The sequence below is a fragment of the uncultured Treponema sp. genome, assembly GCF_945873775.1.
Taxonomy (GTDB): domain Bacteria; phylum Spirochaetota; class Spirochaetia; order Treponematales; family Treponemataceae; genus Treponema_D.
The window spans coordinates 63792-81219 of the sequence record NZ_CAMCEC010000001.1; the positions used below are offsets into that span (position 1 = coordinate 63792).

Annotated in this window: 13 protein-coding genes; 6 read left to right on the forward strand and 7 right to left on the reverse strand. The window is 41.6% G+C overall.

Translation table 11 applies throughout. The annotated features are described in order from the left end of the window. Window positions 1-335: 335 nt before the first annotated feature. The 3 genes from Q0N70_RS00290 to Q0N70_RS00300 all read left to right on the forward strand — a co-directional run bounded on the left by Q0N70_RS00290 (window position 336) and on the right by Q0N70_RS00300 (window position 3654). Window positions 336-1043: an SGNH/GDSL hydrolase family protein gene (locus tag Q0N70_RS00290; protein WP_013701754.1), complete on the forward strand. Its 708-nt coding sequence runs from the start codon at window positions 336-338 to the stop codon at window positions 1041-1043. 144 nt (window positions 1044-1187) lie between these two features. Beyond that, window positions 1188-1631: a DUF3015 family protein gene (locus Q0N70_RS00295; RefSeq protein ID WP_013701755.1), complete on the forward strand. Its 444-nt coding sequence runs from the start codon at window positions 1188-1190 to the stop codon at window positions 1629-1631. A 52-nt stretch (window positions 1632-1683) separates the two neighbouring features. Further along, window positions 1684-3654: a DUF4105 domain-containing protein gene (locus tag Q0N70_RS00300; protein WP_294012061.1), complete on the forward strand. Its 1971-nt coding sequence runs from the start codon at window positions 1684-1686 to the stop codon at window positions 3652-3654. A 392-nt stretch (window positions 3655-4046) separates the two neighbouring features. Here Q0N70_RS00300 and Q0N70_RS00305 read toward each other — a convergent pair whose 3' ends face one another. The 7 genes from Q0N70_RS00305 to Q0N70_RS00335 form a co-directional block, all read right to left on the reverse strand. Further along, window positions 4047-4253 carry a helix-turn-helix transcriptional regulator gene (locus Q0N70_RS00305; RefSeq protein WP_294012063.1) on the reverse strand — a complete coding sequence of 69 codons (207 nt, stop codon included), beginning with the start codon at window positions 4251-4253 and terminating at the stop codon, window positions 4047-4049. Window positions 4254-4265: 12 nt separating this feature from the next. After that, on the reverse strand, window positions 4266-4841 hold the full coding sequence (locus Q0N70_RS00310) for a hypothetical protein (RefSeq protein WP_294012066.1): 576 nt from the start codon (window positions 4839-4841) through the stop codon (window positions 4266-4268). 100 nt (window positions 4842-4941) lie between these two features. Next, window positions 4942-7050 carry a methyl-accepting chemotaxis protein gene (locus Q0N70_RS00315; RefSeq protein ID WP_294012069.1) on the reverse strand — a complete coding sequence of 703 codons (2109 nt, stop codon included), beginning with the start codon at window positions 7048-7050 and terminating at the stop codon, window positions 4942-4944. 301 nt (window positions 7051-7351) lie between these two features. Further along, on the reverse strand, window positions 7352-8437 hold the full coding sequence (locus Q0N70_RS00320; protein ID WP_294012072.1) for a hypothetical protein: 1086 nt from the start codon (window positions 8435-8437) through the stop codon (window positions 7352-7354). Continuing rightward, window positions 8413-9642: a tRNA uracil 4-sulfurtransferase ThiI gene (gene thiI / locus Q0N70_RS00325; RefSeq protein ID WP_294012075.1), complete on the reverse strand. Its 1230-nt coding sequence runs from the start codon at window positions 9640-9642 to the stop codon at window positions 8413-8415. The genes Q0N70_RS00320 and thiI overlap by 25 nt, the downstream gene beginning before the upstream one ends. An 11-nt stretch (window positions 9643-9653) precedes the next feature. Beyond that, window positions 9654-11537 carry a hypothetical protein gene (locus tag Q0N70_RS00330; RefSeq protein WP_294012078.1) on the reverse strand — a complete coding sequence of 628 codons (1884 nt, stop codon included), beginning with the start codon at window positions 11535-11537 and terminating at the stop codon, window positions 9654-9656. A gap of 19 nt (window positions 11538-11556) precedes the next feature. Further along, entirely contained in the window at window positions 11557-13248 is a 1692-nt protein-coding gene (locus Q0N70_RS00335; protein WP_294012081.1) for a hypothetical protein, read from the reverse strand. Window positions 13249-13308: 60 nt separating this feature from the next. Between Q0N70_RS00335 and Q0N70_RS00340 the strand changes: the two genes are divergently transcribed. Genes Q0N70_RS00340 through priA form a run of 3 tightly spaced genes read left to right on the forward strand, consistent with a single transcriptional unit; the run spans window position 13309 to window position 17355 of the window. Beyond that, on the forward strand, window positions 13309-14535 hold the full coding sequence (locus Q0N70_RS00340) for a glycosyltransferase (protein ID WP_294012084.1): 1227 nt from the start codon (window positions 13309-13311) through the stop codon (window positions 14533-14535). Beyond that, entirely contained in the window at window positions 14532-15356 is an 825-nt protein-coding gene (locus Q0N70_RS00345) for a uracil-DNA glycosylase (RefSeq protein WP_294012087.1), read from the forward strand. Before Q0N70_RS00340 ends, Q0N70_RS00345 begins: the two co-directional genes overlap by 4 nt. Next, the gene (gene priA / locus Q0N70_RS00350) at window positions 15346-17355 is read left to right on the forward strand and encodes a primosomal protein N' (RefSeq protein WP_294012090.1); all 2010 of its coding nucleotides are present in this window, start codon (window positions 15346-15348) and stop codon (window positions 17353-17355) included. The genes Q0N70_RS00345 and priA overlap by 11 nt, the downstream gene beginning before the upstream one ends. The last annotated feature ends 73 nt before the right edge of the window (window positions 17356-17428 follow it).

Below are 17428 nucleotides of genomic sequence, written 5' to 3' on the forward strand. Positions count from 1 at the left end.
AAGGAAAGACATTCTTCCACCTCTTAAATTGCCCTTTAAATACTGCACTAAATGCCTCCTTATTAGTGCGCTCATCAACACCCATTTAGTGCAGTAATTGCCTCATTATTAGCGTACTAATCAACACCTTATTACTGTAGTAATTGCACTGATAGTATTAGGCAAAATTTGACAGCAAGACTGTCATTGCCGTGCTTGACACTGCAATCTTGCTAAAAAAACACAAGGAATTATCGGATCAAGCCTGACAATGACTAGAAATTTCAAGAAATCCTAAAATTCGACATTCGACCTAAAAAATGAAACTTAACGGCGTGAAATGTGTCTAACAAGGCATGGAAAACGGAATTAACACAGTCTCTGTATATGGAGATTCAATTTTAAAGGGCGCAGTTACAGGAACAGGAAGCGGGCACCTCTTTGACATAACAAAGAATGACAGCCTTTCACTTGCAGCTGCAAAACTAGGATTTAAGCTGAACAACCAAAGCGTATTCGGAAACATAATCACCAAAAGCTACAAGAGGTTTTTGCGTGATGCTGAGCGGAATGCGCTTGGCGACCTTGCAATAATAGAATCCGGCGGAAACGACTGCGACTATGACTGGGCGCAAGTATGCTCCGGGGAAAACACAAATCCACGTGTAGGCATAGACGAATTTATAAGCACGATAGACAAAATGGCAAAAACCTGCCGACAAAACGGAACAACGCCGCTCATTATGACAATGCCGCCTCTTGTTCCAGACCGATGGCTTTTGCACATTTGCCGAGGATATGACGAACAAAAAGTAAAGGCGTTTGTGAACTCGGACATTATGACGCTGTACCAAAACCACGAAACATACAATGCGCATCTTGTTAAATACAGTTTTCAAAACAACGTGCAGATTGTGGATATGAGGCTTGCATTTCTTGAGTCCAAAAAAGACAAAGAGCTTATGTGCCAGGACGGAATCCACCCAAACGAAGCCGGCTACAGATTCATGGCGGAAATCTGGGAAAAAGAGCTTCCAAAAATCAAAAACGAGTTTCCAAAATAGTGAAATTTAAGTTTTTTGTTAATTTAAGCTAATCACTGTTCATTTTCTTGACTTTTTGAAATTGTTGCTTTATCATTTATAAAACTAAAAGGAGAAACAAAAACTTTATGGCTTTGTTTTTCTGAAAAAACATTGGAGGCTCTTATGTTTAAGGGTAAATTGGCTGCTGCAGTAGCTGTTGTATCATTGGCACTTGCTTCTAGCGCATTTGCTACAAAGGTTGGACCTGGTCTTGGTTATGTTGTTTTCGGAGATCAGAACGGACCTGTTTATGACTTGCTTGCCGCAACAACAAACGGCACATTCTGTTCACAGGGATTCGCTATTACATTCGGAACTTCTGGATATAGCGGAGGACTTATCGGAATGGAAGAAACAGACAAGTTCATCGCAGACAACATGGATGCACTTGCAACAGACATCGCTATGGGCGAAGGCGAATATGTTGACACACTTTCAACAATGCTCAACGTTTCTGACAGTGTAGCTTTCAAAGCTGCTCTTCAGGCGAACTTTGACAACATCTTCTCTTCTTCAGACGTATCTGCAACTGAAGTAAGCGGAAAGATCTACTCACTTGTTGGCTAAGTTGGACTTTTCGTCTAAAAGAACAGGGTACGGCCGCAAAGTCGTACCCTGTTTGTTTTTACTCGCAGCTTCGTTTTTCCTGCCAGTATTTGCAGATGAAAACAGCCCCGCAAAAGGAACTGCGGACGCCGTTAACTTTTCAGGAAAACTAGAAGCAATTTCAAAGCTAGCCCCTACAGAGCCAGCTCCCGGCTACGAAAAAAAAGCACAGGAAGCTGTGGACAAAGCATTTTCCATGGAGCTTTATAACGCGCCATATTGGAAAACACTTCTTCATTACAAGCCTTCTCCATTCCACAAAAACAAAAGCCTTGTGGACGACCCGATGTTTTTCTGTGCAAAAAAAGGCAAGACAAATCCAAAGGCAGAGCTAGAAGGTACTATAAAAGCATTCTTTTCTCCTGCGCCCGGCAAAGATGAACGGCACGCAATTGAGCGTTTTCCTGGCAGATTTAAATGGATTTGCGACCAGCTGAATCTTTCAAAAGAGGATTTTCCTTATGATGGAGACGCATATTATCAGTCGATTGTGCGGAAAGTAAATCCCGGGGACGTTTACCTTATATTCCCGGCAGGCTTTCTAAAAAATCCGGCTTCAGTTTTCGGACATACATTTTTGCTCATGGAATCCAAAGAACAGTCGCGTCTTCTTGCAAGCTCTATAAACTATGGAGCTGTTACAAATATAACAGGCGGCGCGATGTACGCAATTCTAGGTCTTGTTGGAGGATTCCGGGGATATTTTGGATTCGTGCCTTACTATGAAAAAATCAAGCAGTACGCCAATATGGATATGCGCGATATATGGGAATACCGCTTAAACTTTTCAGAAGAAGAAAAAGACAGAATGCTGCGCCATGTTTTTGACCTTTCAGGTATTTACTCGCGTTACTTTTTTATAAGCGAAAACTGCTCATACAACCTTTTATTTCTTATAGAAGCCGCAAAGCCAGAAACAGACATAACGAATATTTTAAGCGGCGTTGTAGAGCCAATAGAAACTGTAAAGACCATCTGCGAAACAGGACTTGCAGATAAAACTGACTACAGACCTTCCGTGTACTCAAAACTGGAATTTCAAAAGACACAGCTTACACGGAAGCAAAACAAATATGTAAAAGACGTTTGTTACGGGAAAAAGACAGCACAGGACTTCCCATTCGGCGACTTGCCAAAAGAAAAACAGGCTGAAATTTGGGAACAGGCATCCGACTATCTTACTTCCCTCTTGAACAGCCGGAAAATTTCATCAGATGAATACAGACCGCGGTTTGTTTCAGTTCTTTCGGAGCGTAGAAAGCTAGGCAAGATAGAATCCAGCACAAAAATAACAGAGCCTCCGCATCCGGAAAAAGCACATGGCTCCAAAAAGATTTCCATTCACGGCGGAAAAGACATAGAAGGCGCATACACAGGCTTGGAATTTCGTCTTACAGCGCACGAACAGCTTGAAAATCCTGCAGGATACGCTTCAAATTCAGAACTTGTGTTCGGTGAAATTGACCTTAGAGTGCATCCGCAGGAAACAGACTTCTACTTAAAGAAAGCCTTGATTGCCTCGGTAATCTCGCTGCCGGTTTCAGACTTGTACTTTTTTAACAGTGCAATGAATATTGTTGTCGGACTTGACTCCAACCCGAATGAATATAAAGAAGAAGCTCTTGCATTCAGGCTAAAAGCAATGTTCGGAACAAGCATAAAGCCAGCTTATTGGATTCAGCCTTACTTTCTTGCAGGATTTGACGCTTATGCTTCTCCAAAGTATGAAAGGAAGCATTTTTATGCAGATCCGCTTATTGGCGCAGAAGTCGGCTTTATAACAACGGCAGGAATCTGGAAAAACAAGATTGCGGCAAGCGCGCTTCAGTCGCCGTTCGACAAAAAACATTTAAGAATTCAGGCTAGCGTAAACGAAGGCTTTAATATTGCCCAAAACATTTCGCTTAAAGGCGGCTACTCTTTCAATATGGACTGGGACGAGAGATGGCATGAGTTCACGGTTTCGTTCAACGCATATTTTTAAAGATTGTCAACCAAGTTTCTTTAGAAACATCGCAGTATTAAGCATGATAATGATATTGTGCTTATACTCGCAGGAGATTATCCGGTCAAGCCGGATAATGACATGACAATACGTCTGGTCAAGCTGGATAATGGCATGGCATAAATTCCTGCTTGCTTTTGGTCATTTCTGCGATTGCTTTTATATCTATTCCTCTGTTTGCTTTTGTTTGTGCTATTTATGTGCTTGCTTTTGGGTCATTCCCGTGCTTGACACGGGAATCTCATAATTCTAATGCCATACAGATTCCTGTGTCGTAGCACAGGAATGACATAACAATAATATTACCTGAGCAAATCAAGGAATGACATGACATAAGCTTTCCTGACAAATCAGAGGGAACGGCAAGAAGACTATTCTTCGTACTTTAGGATGTCTCCGGGCTGGCAGTGGAGTATGCGGCACAAGGCTTCAAGCGTGGAAAAGCGCACTGCCGTTACCCTGTTGTTTTTTATCTTGGAAAGGTTCACGTTGGTAATTCCCACTTTTTCCGCAAGGTCATTCAATGAAATCTTACGCTCAACCATTACGCGGTCAAGATGCAATACAATATTTCCCATAATACTCCGTCCTTAGATAAGCCCTTCGACTTCTTCTTCAAGCTTTATTCCGTAAGCAAAAATGCGCGAAAAGCAAATCATTGCAATTCCCATGGCGATTCCTACAATCTGAACGCTGGTTTCGCAAAAATCCGCGCCTATCGTAAGACGGGCAACAAGGCTAAGAACAAGTCCAGTCATAGGAATCATTATGCTGAAAATGCCTATTTCACGAACCATTCTAACAACGTCCTTTTGGAACGGAGTTTTTCCCTTGCTGAACCAAGTGCGCCCTTCGCAAGTTTTGATTATCAGATAAATGTTTCTAAAAATCATTGTCATGCAAAGCATTGTAAAGATTCCGGCGAAAGTAAAGATTCTGACTGCGCCAACAATAGGCTCTCCGTTTGGCGCTACAATCATAATCTGGAATCCATTTGTGGCGATTGTGCCGTTGTCAATGTTGGCAAGAAGGAATGCTCCAAGCATCTGGGGACGCGCAAAAGAAAGAATTGCGGCAACAACCATTAGAATGGAACACACAAAGAAAACAATTTCAAAAAACTTTGAAACGACCTTTGCAAGAATATTAAAATTTTTACTGGACATAAAAAAGCTCCTGTAGAATACTCTACAAGAGCTTTACTTGTTTGTCAACAATTTTTTATCGTATTATAACAACAATAAATTGTTTGTCGATAAATTTTTATTAAACTCTAAAGCGGTCAATCTGGTCTGCAATATTCGAAATAGAGCCTTTTACCTTTGAAGAAATCTCGCTTAAGGCGGCACCAGTTTCGTTTATTTTCTTTGCGCCAACCGCCATTTCATCCATGCTTTCCTTCATAACCATTGTGGCATCCTGAAGCCGTTTTACTTCCTCAAGAATCGCCTGATTTCCGGCTGACATTTCAGAAGAGGCGTTGCGAACTTCGGAAGAACTGTCGTTCATGGAATGAAGAGCCTCGTTTATCTGCTTAGAGCCTTCGGTCTGTTCTTCCATTGCCGACTTAATCTGAACAACAAGCTGGTCTGTATCCTTGATTTTCTTGGAAACATTTTCAAAAGCCGAACTTGATTCCGCGGAAGAAGCAACAACTTCATCGATAGATTCACGGATATTGTTAAGCTGGTCGCCGATTGTCTTTGACTGCGAAGTGGAAGTTTCTGAAAGCTTGCGGATTTCGTCTGCTACAACACTGAATCCTTTTCCGGCTTCGCCTGCGTGGGCTGCTTCGATTGCGGCGTTCATGGCAAGAAGGTTTGTCTGGCTTGCAATTGAAGAAATGGCGGCGTTTGCCTCCTGAAGCATTGCGGACTGCTTTTCAATTTTTTCTATCTGCTCGTTTACGACTTGCTGCTTAGAAAATCCGTTCTGCGCGTCAGACTGAAGCTCGCTGAATGAAGAAGCCATTTTGTCAACGGACTGATTTACAGAAGAAATGTTTCCAATCATCTGCTCAACGGCAGCGGAAGCCTGGCTTACACCTGCGGTCTGGTTTTCAATCATTCTTTCAAGCGAAGAAATATTTGAAGCGATTTCATTTACAGCCCCGGCGGTTTCTTCAACACTTGAGCTTTGGCTTACAATCTGGTTTCTTACACTGTCAATGTTTGCAAGAATCTGCGTGATTGCACTGGAAGTATTTTGAGTGCTTTCTTCAAGAACTTCTCCTGCACTAGAAAGCTCATTCTTAGAATTTTTTACATCGGAAATAATTTCCTGCAATTTGCCAACAAATTTATTGAATCCTTTTACAACAACGCCGATTTCGTTGTTGGAATTTATTTCAATTCTTTGTGTAAGGTCGGCGTTGCCTGAAGCGATTTTTGTTATTGCGTAGTCAAGTTTATTCAATGGCTTTATTGCGCGGTACATAAGGAAGCCTGCTATGCTTACAAGAAGAATCGCGCTTATAATAGAAAGCCAAGTCATCTGCCCCATCATTGAAGTAATTGAAGAATAGATTTCACTCTGAAGAACAAAAATTCCAATAGACCAATGTGTGCCTTGAATAGGCGTAAAACTTACAAATTCAAGAGCCTCAGAGAATCCTTTTATCCAGGCAGTTCCTGTTTTACCTGCAACCATTTGCTTTGCAAGCTCGCCCATGTCTTCATGGCCTTTTGAATATCCGGTAAGAAAGTTGCGTTTCATGACCCAATCTTTGTTTGGATGGGAAAGAACTGTTCCATCATCTGAAAGAATAACTGCATATCCAGTTTTTCCAACTTTTATTGAAGTTGCAACATCATCAAGGTGTTTTACATCAACTATACCTGCAAAAAGACCTATAGTTTTTCCATTATGAACAATGGCATGAGCAATATGAATAATAGTTTTTCCTGTTGTTTTGGAAACTAAAGGATCTGCAACAAATTTTGTTTTTCCTTCTTGCATAATAGCTTTGAAGTATGAACGGTCAGAAATATCTGCAGTGGGTCCTGTGTCAGTTGTGCAAATGCCATCTGGTCCCACAACCAGTACATAGTCAAAGAGTTCTGAACGCTCGCCTTCATGAGCAAGAAGCCATTTTTTTATTGCGTCAATGTTTCCTGTAGAAACGACATCCGCTCTTAGGTAATAATCTAATTCTGAAAAATAAACATTCATTTTTTCCTGAAATAGTTGCGAATAGGCAGATGCAATAACTGCATAATCTTCGGCAGTATCAGAAAGCACAGACTTTTTTGTGATTTTTCCTGTTACAATAATTTGCAGGAAGTTAAAAAATATAATTGAAAGTCCTACAAAAAGAACAAGCCTGAACACAAGGCTCTTGCGTTTTTCGGTATTTGATGAAGCATTTTCTCCCATAATAATAAATTCCTCCTTAAAAATAAAAACCAGAGAATGTTTCAAAAGCATCTTTTATGTCATTTTCGGGCTCGACCCGAAAATCTAAAAAAAATATATATTACAATCATTTAGAGATTGTCGTATCAAGTACGACAATGACATTTTAAACTTATTGAGTATTCTCCAATTCTTAACAATACACTTGGTTTAAATTATATAACAAAATCTTCATCTGTCAACTTTTTTTACAAGTACCCCCCCCCCGTCTAATATTTTTTAAGATTCCCGTGTCAAGCACGAGTATGACATATTTGCAAGTTTATTTTCCGTGATCAAGGACGCGGCGGTTCCAGTCTTTTGGAGGGTCTTCAATTATGCTCCAGTCAAAGTCAAGAATTCCATGCGGAGGAAAAAGAGGCTGTGGTGGCGGATGATTTTTTTTCAGATTTTCAGCAAGAATTTCTTCAAGAGATTTTCCATTTTCAAGCGTCAAATAAGGCTCGCCGAATGCGCAGATTGTTGAGTAAACAGACTCCTGAGGAACTTGAATTCCATTTAAATCATTTGAAGATTTTATTTTTAAAACTGAATTAAAAGTACAGTCAGCAGGAAAAGAAGAAATTTTTTTCACACTGCGGATTTTGGTTCTGCGCCCTGTAACGCAAGTAAAAATTTGCCCGGCTACAACAAGATGCTTTGGAACAGAATATTCACTTCCTGCGTCGGAAAAAAAAGCCTGGGCGGAACTGTCGTATTCCATGTCGGTTTTCCAGTAGCGAATCTGGTAAACTGCTGAATCCGTGGCAAAATAAGACAAAAGCTCCTTGCTTGAAACTGGCGGACTTATTAAAATTCCAGAAGCGTTTCCTGAATCTTTCCAAAATCCAGCGCGCCCTGCTTCCCCGCTCTGCCTTATGACAAATTTCAGAAAAAGCTTGTCGCCAATTACAGCAACTGGAACATTGTAAATTTCTTTTCTATTCGGATATTTTATTTCAAGATTCCAGGCGCCAGAAGGAATTCCGTTCGCATAAAGAATTCCGCCGTCATTCTGCAAAACGCCGTTTCCATCTGCCTGCGAAAAAAGCTCATCGGCAAGCGGAACATATTTTATGCTGATTTCCTGTGCAGGGCTTTTTGAAGTTGTGTTGTTTACGTCCCGCGGATTTTTTTCTGAATAAAGGCTGCTTTCTGCCGCGCGGTCATCGTACCAAGTGTAAAAAGTTCTAAGCACAGCTTGGGGAATTGCGCCGCCGTCATCAGAAACGTAGCCTGAATCAAAGACAAAGTAGCGGCTGGAATTTTTCCATACGCCTTTTAAAAGCTGAGGAACTTCTTCCTGTGAAAAAATTTTAACTGAGAAAAGTAAAAAAACAAATGCTAGAAGTTTTCTTTTAAAGACCATTTTTCCCCGATAACGTCTCTTATTGAGTATCGGAAAATTTGACGCTCATCAAAAGATTTTTGAATAAGAGAATCAATTTCCATGGAATCGTAAATTTTCTTTGCTTCTTCTATAGTGGCTCTCAAAACAGGATGCTTTGGGCTGAACAAAACGCAGCAGTCTTCATACGGAAGAATTGAAGTTTCGTAAGTTCCTATGAAATTCGCTGTGTCCATGATTTCCTCTTTGTCCAAGCCAATCAGCGGACGAACCAAAGGCTTTTCTGCAAAGCTTTCTGTAACCGCAAGATTTTCAATTGTCTGGCTTGCAACCTGCCCCAAACTTTCGCCTGTTATTATGCAGTCGCAGTTAATCCGCTCGGCAAGCATATTGGCGGCTTTCATCATGCAAAGACGGAGCATCAATGTTGAATAGGCTTCCGGCGCTTTTTGCTTTATTTTCATCTGAACTTCTGTAAATGAAATTACATTAAGGTGAGTGTCGTTTCCGTACTGCGCGATAATCTTTGCAAGGTCCTGAACTTTTTGCTGGGCTTCTTCCGAAGTGTATGGATAAGAATGAAAATAAACACATTCAACTTTCATTCCGCGTCGCATCATTCTGTAGCCTGCAACTGGACTGTCAATTCCGCCTGAAAGAAGCAAAAGACCTTTTCCGCTCACGCCAACTGGAAGACCACGGCAAGTTTTTTTCTGGGAACAGTAAACATAGCATTTTTCGCGCACTTCAATATTAATGGAAACGTCCGGCTTGTGAACATCAACATCAAGAGTTCCGTCATCAAAAAGAACTCCGGCAACTTCCGTGGCAATCTCGTAGGAATTAAGCGGAAAATCTTTGTCTTCACGGCGCGCTTCAATTTTAAAAGTTTTTGCTCCGTTTGATTTTGCAACTTTTCCTTCTTTTCTGACTGCAATTTTTATAGCTTCAAGATTTTTTTCAACAGCCTGAACTTTTGCCCAGCCGGTAATTCCAATCAAATGGTCAAGCGCATACTCAACTGCGCCGCAAGAATTTTTTGTGCAGTAAATGTAAAGCCGCCCGGAAAGAAGTTTTACTTTTGCCTCGACAGTCTCCAAAGCAAGCCGGATATTGCACAAAAGCTGTTTTTCAAAAATACGGATATTTCCGCCTTTAAGTGTAAGCTCGCCAAGCTTTCCAAGATAAGTTTCTGTATAAAAAGTTGTGTCGATTTCAGTTTTCATTTTTTAAGCCGTTAAAATCTTATTGTTACGCCAAAGTTAAAGAAAAGATTAAGTTTGTTTGTAAGTTGAGAAATCCAGGCATCTTTAAATCCGTCCACAATTGCTTTTGCCTCAGCTGAATCCAAATCGTATTTTTCTCCGTTCTTTGATTTGCGGAATCCAATGATGTCGCCAGTTCCGCCGCCGTTTCCGTCATCATCTTTTTCGTAAACTGGAATTATGTCTTCATTTCCACCTGGAAACATCTGGTTTGAAACTCCATAATTGTGAATGTATTCAAATGTGCAGCCGGCATTCAAGGAAACGCGCGTTCCTTTTTTTGTAGGCTTAAAATCGTACTTTACATTCAACGAAGACTGAAGCGTAAACTGAACGTGCTTTTGGTTCAGCCAGTTCATGGAATCCCAAGCGGAAGAAACGTGGTTGCCGGAATTTGAATTATTTGCGGCAAACATCGAATGAGTGTAAACCGAGCCGTCTGTTGAATAAACATTTTTGTCTGCGCAAAGATAAATCATGGCTTCTTCTGTGTCCAAAGTTTCGCAGACATTTCCGTGGCGTGAATAAGTTGTTCCCATTGACAAAGTGAGCTGCTTAAAAGGCTTTATGTCAACGGAAAATTTTACAGCGTCTGAGTTCGGTTCATACTGCGAGCCAATCAAAACACCGGCATTTGTACAGTTCTGATAGTTTATTGTTGAAGATGAAATTGAAGCCAAACTGTCGCTGTCATACTGCCAGTGGCTGTAAGTATACGGAAGCACAAAAGTGTAGTTAAAATCCAGCCGGTCAAGGAATGAATTTGCCGGAGTGTAGATAAGCCCGGTTTTTGCAGCAAGCCTGTACTTTGAATCGAAATTCAATTTAAAGAAATCTTCCGCCGGAAAATCATCGCACATAACGTCAGTTTCCCACAAAACCCCAGGAGCAGGCCTTATGTCGATTAAAAGTCCCATCGCAAGATTGTCGCTCGCACCTCCAACACCCTGAGCAACCATATAAGGAACCGGCAAAATGTAAGAAAGATCAAGGCGGTTTCCGTAGACTGCACTTTCATAGAATGAAACTTTCAAAAAATCAAAAGGCTCATATCCAATTGCATGGAACGCCATTATTTTATCTGGAGCCAAAGTTGAAAGGTCGCCGTCATAAGATGAAGTTGCGCCAATCATTGAAAGTTCCTGAACATAAGAAAGTTTGTCGTGCAAATATGTGAGCGAAAGGTTTCCTGAATGATAGCTTGTGTCGTTAAGCGAAAGTCCTTCATTTATAAATGCTGAATATCCGCTTCTGTAAATTCCGCCCTGAACAAAAAGATTTTTGTAGCCAAGCGCAATGATACTATTCACGTCAAGGTACATTTCAATCGGGCCGACTTCAGTGGCATCAAAAATAGAATCGTGGAATGAATTTGAATACTGCGGCATAAAGTCTATATCAGTCGCATTCGAAACCGCAAAGCCCGCTCCGTATCCAAGCGAAACAAAATCATCTTTAAACCCCAAGTCGCCTTTTATTGCAGGATAAAGCGCAAGCATTTTTGAAGTGCTAAAGGACTGCTTTTCGTTCTTTTCGTCCTTTTCTTCCATTTCATGCTTAATGAAAAAATCAGTTTCAAAAGTTATGTGGTAAGGCTTGCCGGTTACGCGCTCATAAATTTCAGTTGCAATTTCCTTGTCTTTTTCGCAGCCGGTTTCAATTACTTCCTGAAGAATCGACTTTACATTTGCAAGCGGATAAGGACGGATTGGAGGCACATTTGAAACAAGCCCGCGGTTTTCCCAAATTAATGCGTACTTATAAAATTCGTCTGACGGGTCAACAGAAACTTGAGAAAAACAAAAAGCTCCAGCAAAAGCAAAAACAGCGGCAAAAAAAAGTTTTCTTAACTTCATTAATATTTCCTTCAATTAATTACAAAATTTTTATATTCGCGGCAAAAGCAACTTCAAATCCATTTTCATTTCTGCCGCTTTCATTATTGTAATTTATAATAAACGTATATGACGGCTGAAACACAAAAGTTATATTTTCCTTAGGGCTGAAAGTTCCGCGCAAAGAAACAACATTCACATATTCGTTAGTTCCAGACGGCGTAGAAGCTTTCTGTCTTTTTTTTGCCTCATCGCTTCCTTGAGAATCAGAATCCGGGAAAATCCAGTTCTCGCGGTTTTTCTTGCCATCATCGCTGTCGTCAATTACGTATTCATTTCCTTCGTGCCAACCAAGATTCTTGAAAATTTTTGTGCCGGAATTTTTTCCGCAAGCCTTTAAAAGATAAGACGCGCCCAAAGACCATTTTGCAGGCTTTTCATATTCAATGCTCAGCTTGCCGGAAACAGTATCCGGACCAAAGGGAGTCCCAATCCATTCATAGAAAACATATTTTGTGTCGCCAAGATTTTCGCGGTAGTTGCGCACCATGCTCCAGTCAGGGCTTTCCTTTATGTACATATATGCGTCTGTGTAAGTTCCTTCAAGCCAAAAGTGAAAATATCCGTCATTGCAAGGAACAAAGGATTCGATTCCGCCTTGAAAAGCAAGTCCGTTCGGCGTTGTGTCGTCTTTAAAGTTTGAAGTTTCATATACAGTCTGAAACTGCGTCATTGCAAATTCGCCGTACAGCCTCAAAAATTTTACAGGCGTGTATGCAAGCTTTAAAGCAAGATAATCGCAAGTATTGCTTTCGTTGCTTCCGTAGTCGCGCCAAGCCGCAAATCCGTGGTAAATTGTCCAAGGATTCAAATAGCGAAGCTCCATCGGCGCAAAAACAAGCAAAGATTCCCTTGCGGTAAACTGAAGTTTCTTAAAAAAGCGGAAATTGATTTCGTGCGAGTAAAGATATTTGTCCACATTGAACTGATTTACATTCATGGAATACCTGAAATTCGGCGTGTAAAAGCCAAGTTCCAAATAGCTAGAGCCTGTAAAATATCTGCTTTGCACAATGCTTCCAGTCAGCGAGCGGGTAAAATCAGAGGCTCCTCTTCCAATCTGAAAAGTCAAAGCCGCGTTTTCTGTAAAATTATGGCTTGTGCTGAAATATCCTGTGTCCGGGAAATTTATGTCGATTTCATCAGCCGCAAGTGGAACGCTCAAAAAATTATCATTATCTTCTTTTGTGTTTTTATTCAGCGCGAGTTTTCCTTCAAACATCATTGTAAAATAATCCGCGCCTTCAATTTTTACAGGAATATAAAGGAAGTCGCCTTTATCATAGCGTCCGTAGTTCCACTCCAAATCATCGTTCTGCTTGTAATAGCCTTCCGCATTGAGTTCAACTTCAAAGCCAAGCTTTATAAAATCCGGCCCGAACTCAAAAGATTCCTGCGAACAATAATTTTTTATTCTGTCATACTGAAGTTTTCCGGCGGAACTCAAAGAGCTGTATTCGGCTTCATCAAGGAAAAAAAGAATTTCTCCAACACTCAAAGGCGATCGGTCTGTAAAATCAAGCCTGCCCTCTTCCATTGAAACAGCGGCAAGGGCGTCATAAATCCAGTGTCCGTTTTTTACAAGTTCATTTTTTCCGCGTGCAAAAGAAAAGAACGGCACGTAAAGCAAAACAATCCAAAGAAATTTTTTAAATGAACTTAAAATTTTCATAGAAACCAATTTTACTTGATTCTTGCAGAAAGTACAAGTATAGAGTAAAATCGATAGAATATGAAAATCGCGATGTTTACAGACGCATACTTTCCGCGCATAAACGGAGTTACAGTTTCAGTCCAGTCTTTTGCGGAAGGACTTTGCAAGCTTGGACACGAAGTCTGTGTTGTCTGCCTTGAATATACAGAAGAACAGCAAAAAAGTTCTTTTTTTGACGAAAAAACAAATGACGAGAAGTCGCCGTTTAAAATTTTAAGAGTTCCGTCTGCTTGGATTGCATTTTCAAAAGAAGACAGAATGATGCGGCTGGACAAATGGCATCTAGTAAAAAAATCCATGGACGAATTTCAGCCTGACGTAATCCATATTAATTCAGAATGGACAATCGGATATTTTGGAGCAATTTACTGCCGCCATCGCCATGTTCCTTTTGTATTCACATTCCACACGCTTTGGGAAGATTATCTTGCAAACTACATAAACTTTGTTCCTGCCCGCGGACTAAAAAAAATCGGAATGGAAGTCGTTCGCTTTTATTTAAAGAGAGCCGACGTGATTATCGCTCCGACAAAGCGGATTGCAGAAGTCGTGGAAAGATACGGAATAAAACGCCAAGTGAACATTCTTCCAACAGGAATTCCAGACAGCAAGCTTGAGTACGATGAAAAAAAATCAAATGAAGTTTACGCAACGCTTTTCAAAAAGTTTCCAGAATTAAAGGAAAGAAAAATCCTTCTTTTTGTAGGACGCATTGTAAAGGAAAAAAACCTTCCGTTTCTTTTTGATGTCTTGGAAAAAGTTCAGGAATCTCGGCCGGACACTGCGCTTTTGTTTGTGGGCGGCGGACCGTTTTTGAGCGAGCTGAAGGAATGCGTAAAATCGCGCGGACTTGAAAAATCAGTTTTCTTTACAGGATATATCAACGGAAACGATTTGATTTACTTTTACAAGATGGCTTCGGTCTTTACTTTTCCGAGCAAAACAGAAACACAGGGGCTTGTAACAGTTGAAGCTATGCTTTCCGGGCTGCCGGTTGTAGCAATCGGGGAAATGGGAACAGTGGACGTTATGCAGGGAGACAACGGCGGCTTTATGGTAAAAGATGACGTGGAGGAATTTTCCAAAAAGACGCTGGAACTTCTGCAGAATGAATCCCTTCACAAGGAAAAATCAAAGCAGGCCTTGGAATGGGGAAGCAAATGGAAAATTTCTTCTCTTACGCCCAAGCTGACCGAATGCTACCGAAAAGCAATCGACATCTGCAAAGAAAGGGAAAGCAAGTGACGGCGGAAGAAAAAAGCAAAGTCTACGATTTTCTAAAAACAGCCTCTTCTTGGAGCTACGGTTATCCGTCGCCGGATTTTAAGGAAACTCCCGTATTTGAAGACGACATAGAAATTCCAAAAGAGCAAGAAGAAATAAAAGCGCAAGAACCAGTTCAAGCCCAGCCGCAAATTTCACAAACTCCTCCAGAACAAGCTTCAACTGAAAAAGTTCCAGTTCAAGGCGTAACACTCGAATCAATTGCGGAAAAAATCGCTTCGTGCAAAAACTGCGTTCTATGCAAGGCAAGGACAAACACTGTTCCGGGCGAAGGAGTTGAAAATCCTTATGTAATGGTAATAGGCGAAGGTCCAGGCGAAGACGAAGACAAAACAGGACGACCTTTTGTTGGAAAAGCCGGTCAGCTTCTTGACAAAATGCTTGCGGCAATTTCTCTTGGACGCACAGCAAACTGCTACATTGCAAACATTGTAAAATGCCGCCCGCCAATGAACAGAACACCAATGCCAGACGAAGCCCACGCCTGCTCAGGGTATCTTCAGGCGCAGATTCACATTTTAAAGCCAAAGTACATTCTTGCAATGGGACGCACGGCAGTTCAGAATCTTTTGGACACACAGCAGGGAATAAATTCTCTCCGCGGAAAATGGCTTGAATACAGCCTTGGCGAAACAAAAATACCGCTGCTTGCAACTTACCATCCAAGCGCGCTTTTACGAAACGAAAGCCTCAAGCGTCCTGCCTGGGAAGATTTAAAAGTTTTCAAATCCCGCATCTTAAAAGAAATCCCGAACTACGCGGAAAAATTCTATGCAGAATGATTCTCCCGCCATGAATTCAGCGTACATCGACGTAATTCTGAACGTTCCGCTGAACCAGACTTTCACCTACAAAATACCGGAAGGCACACAGAACATTGAAAATCCGTTCGGGCTGCGTGTTGAAGTAAAATTCGGAAACAGAAAAACTTCAGGCTTTGTAGCCGCCGTCCACAAGACTCTGCCGCCAAACTGCGCTGTTTCAGAAGAAAAAATCCGCACAGCAATTCGCTACATAGACCAAATTCCGCTTTTGACAAAAGAGCTTTTGGAGCTTGCGGAATTTATGAGCGGCTACTATATTGCGTCAATCGGAGAATGCGTGTTTGCGATGATTCCTTCAGGCAAGCGCGAAACTGAAATTCCAGGACTTTCTTTTTCGGAAGATGAATCTGGATTTAAAAGAAAAGACCTGAGCGAAGAACAAAAAAACGCAGTGAACGGAATTCTTTCTTCAACTGAAAAATTCCACTACCTTTACGGAACAACAGGAAGCGGCAAAACAGAAGTATTTTTAAGCGCGGCGGAAAAAATCATGGAATCAGGCAAAGGCGTAATTTATCTTGTGCCGGAAATCGGACTTACGCCGCAAGTTGTAAAAGCTGTACAAAAAAGATTCGGAAGCACAGTCGCAGTTCTTCATTCCGCGCTCACGCCAAGCCAGCGTCTCGGAGAATGGAAGCGAATTCTAAGCCGGGAAGCACGCATTGTCGTAGGAGCAAGAAGCGCAGTTTTTGCCCCGGTCCCCCAGCTCGGACTTATAATAATTGACGAGGAGCACGACTCTTCATATAAATCAGGCTCTTCCCCGCGCTACCATGCACGGCAGATTGCAATGCTTAGGTGCAAAAAAAATTCCATTCCGCTTGTAATGGGAAGCGCGACACCTTCTGTTGAATCCTGGCATTCAATGCAAAACGGAACAATAATCAAGCACACACTCACAAAAAGACTTGCCGGAGGCGAAAAGCCGCAAATCAGCTGCGTAAACCTAAGCCTTGAAGCCGACAAGGAAAGCTGCATTTCAAAGCCGCTTCAAAATGAAATTCAGTCAGCCCTTTCAGAAAAAAAACAGACGATTCTATTTTTGAACCGAAGAGGATTCACGCATTTTTTTAGATGCTCAAGCTGCGGATATGAATTAAAGTGCAAAAACTGCTCTGTTTCCATGACATACCACAAAAGCGAAAACCGCCTAAGATGCCACTACTGCGGATATTCACTTCCGCCGCCACAGCAATGCCCGAAATGCGGCTCGCTTGACATAGGATATTCAGGATTCGGAACAGAATACATAGAAGCAGAAGTAAAGGCAAAGTTTCCAAATGCAAAAGTCGTGCGCATAGACACAGACTCGCTGCATCACAAAGGAGAATTGCAAGAAAAGCTTGATTCATTCAGAAAAGGCGAATACGACATTCTCCTTGGAACGCAGATGGTTGCAAAAGGCCTGAATTTTCCGAACCTAAAGCTTGCAGGAGTTGTTCTTGCAGATACCGCTCTCCATTTGCCGGATTTTCGTGCGCAGGAAAAGACATTCGCTCTTATAACTCAAGTTGCAGGAAGAGCCGGAAGATTTTTCCCCGGAGGAAAAGTTATCGTGCAAAGCTACAGCCCAGACCGCGACGCAATAAACTACGCTGTAAAAGGACTTACAGAAGAATTCTACAAGAATGAGCTTGAAGCGCGCCAAATTCTTAACTTTCCGCCCTTTTCACGGCTTTTGCGACTTGTGTTCCGCTCGCAGAAACCAGACGCAGCCCAGAATGCAGCCCAAAGCGCGTACAACATCCTTTGCAAGTGCCGTCCGCAGGGAGTTGATATTCTTGGACCTGCAGAATGCCCGCTTGAAATGGTAAACGGAAGCCACCGCCATCAGATTCTTCTGCGCGCAAAGCAAATCCGCCCGCTTCAGGAAATGGCGAAGAAACTTGTGTGGGGATTCAAGCCTCCAAAGGATGTCTATATAGAAACAGACACAGATCCTGTAAGTCTTCTATAAAGAAGACATTTGGAAGCCTGCCGAAGTCTCCCGGAACAATCAAAAGCCGCCAGATTAGCATTTTTCGCTAAAA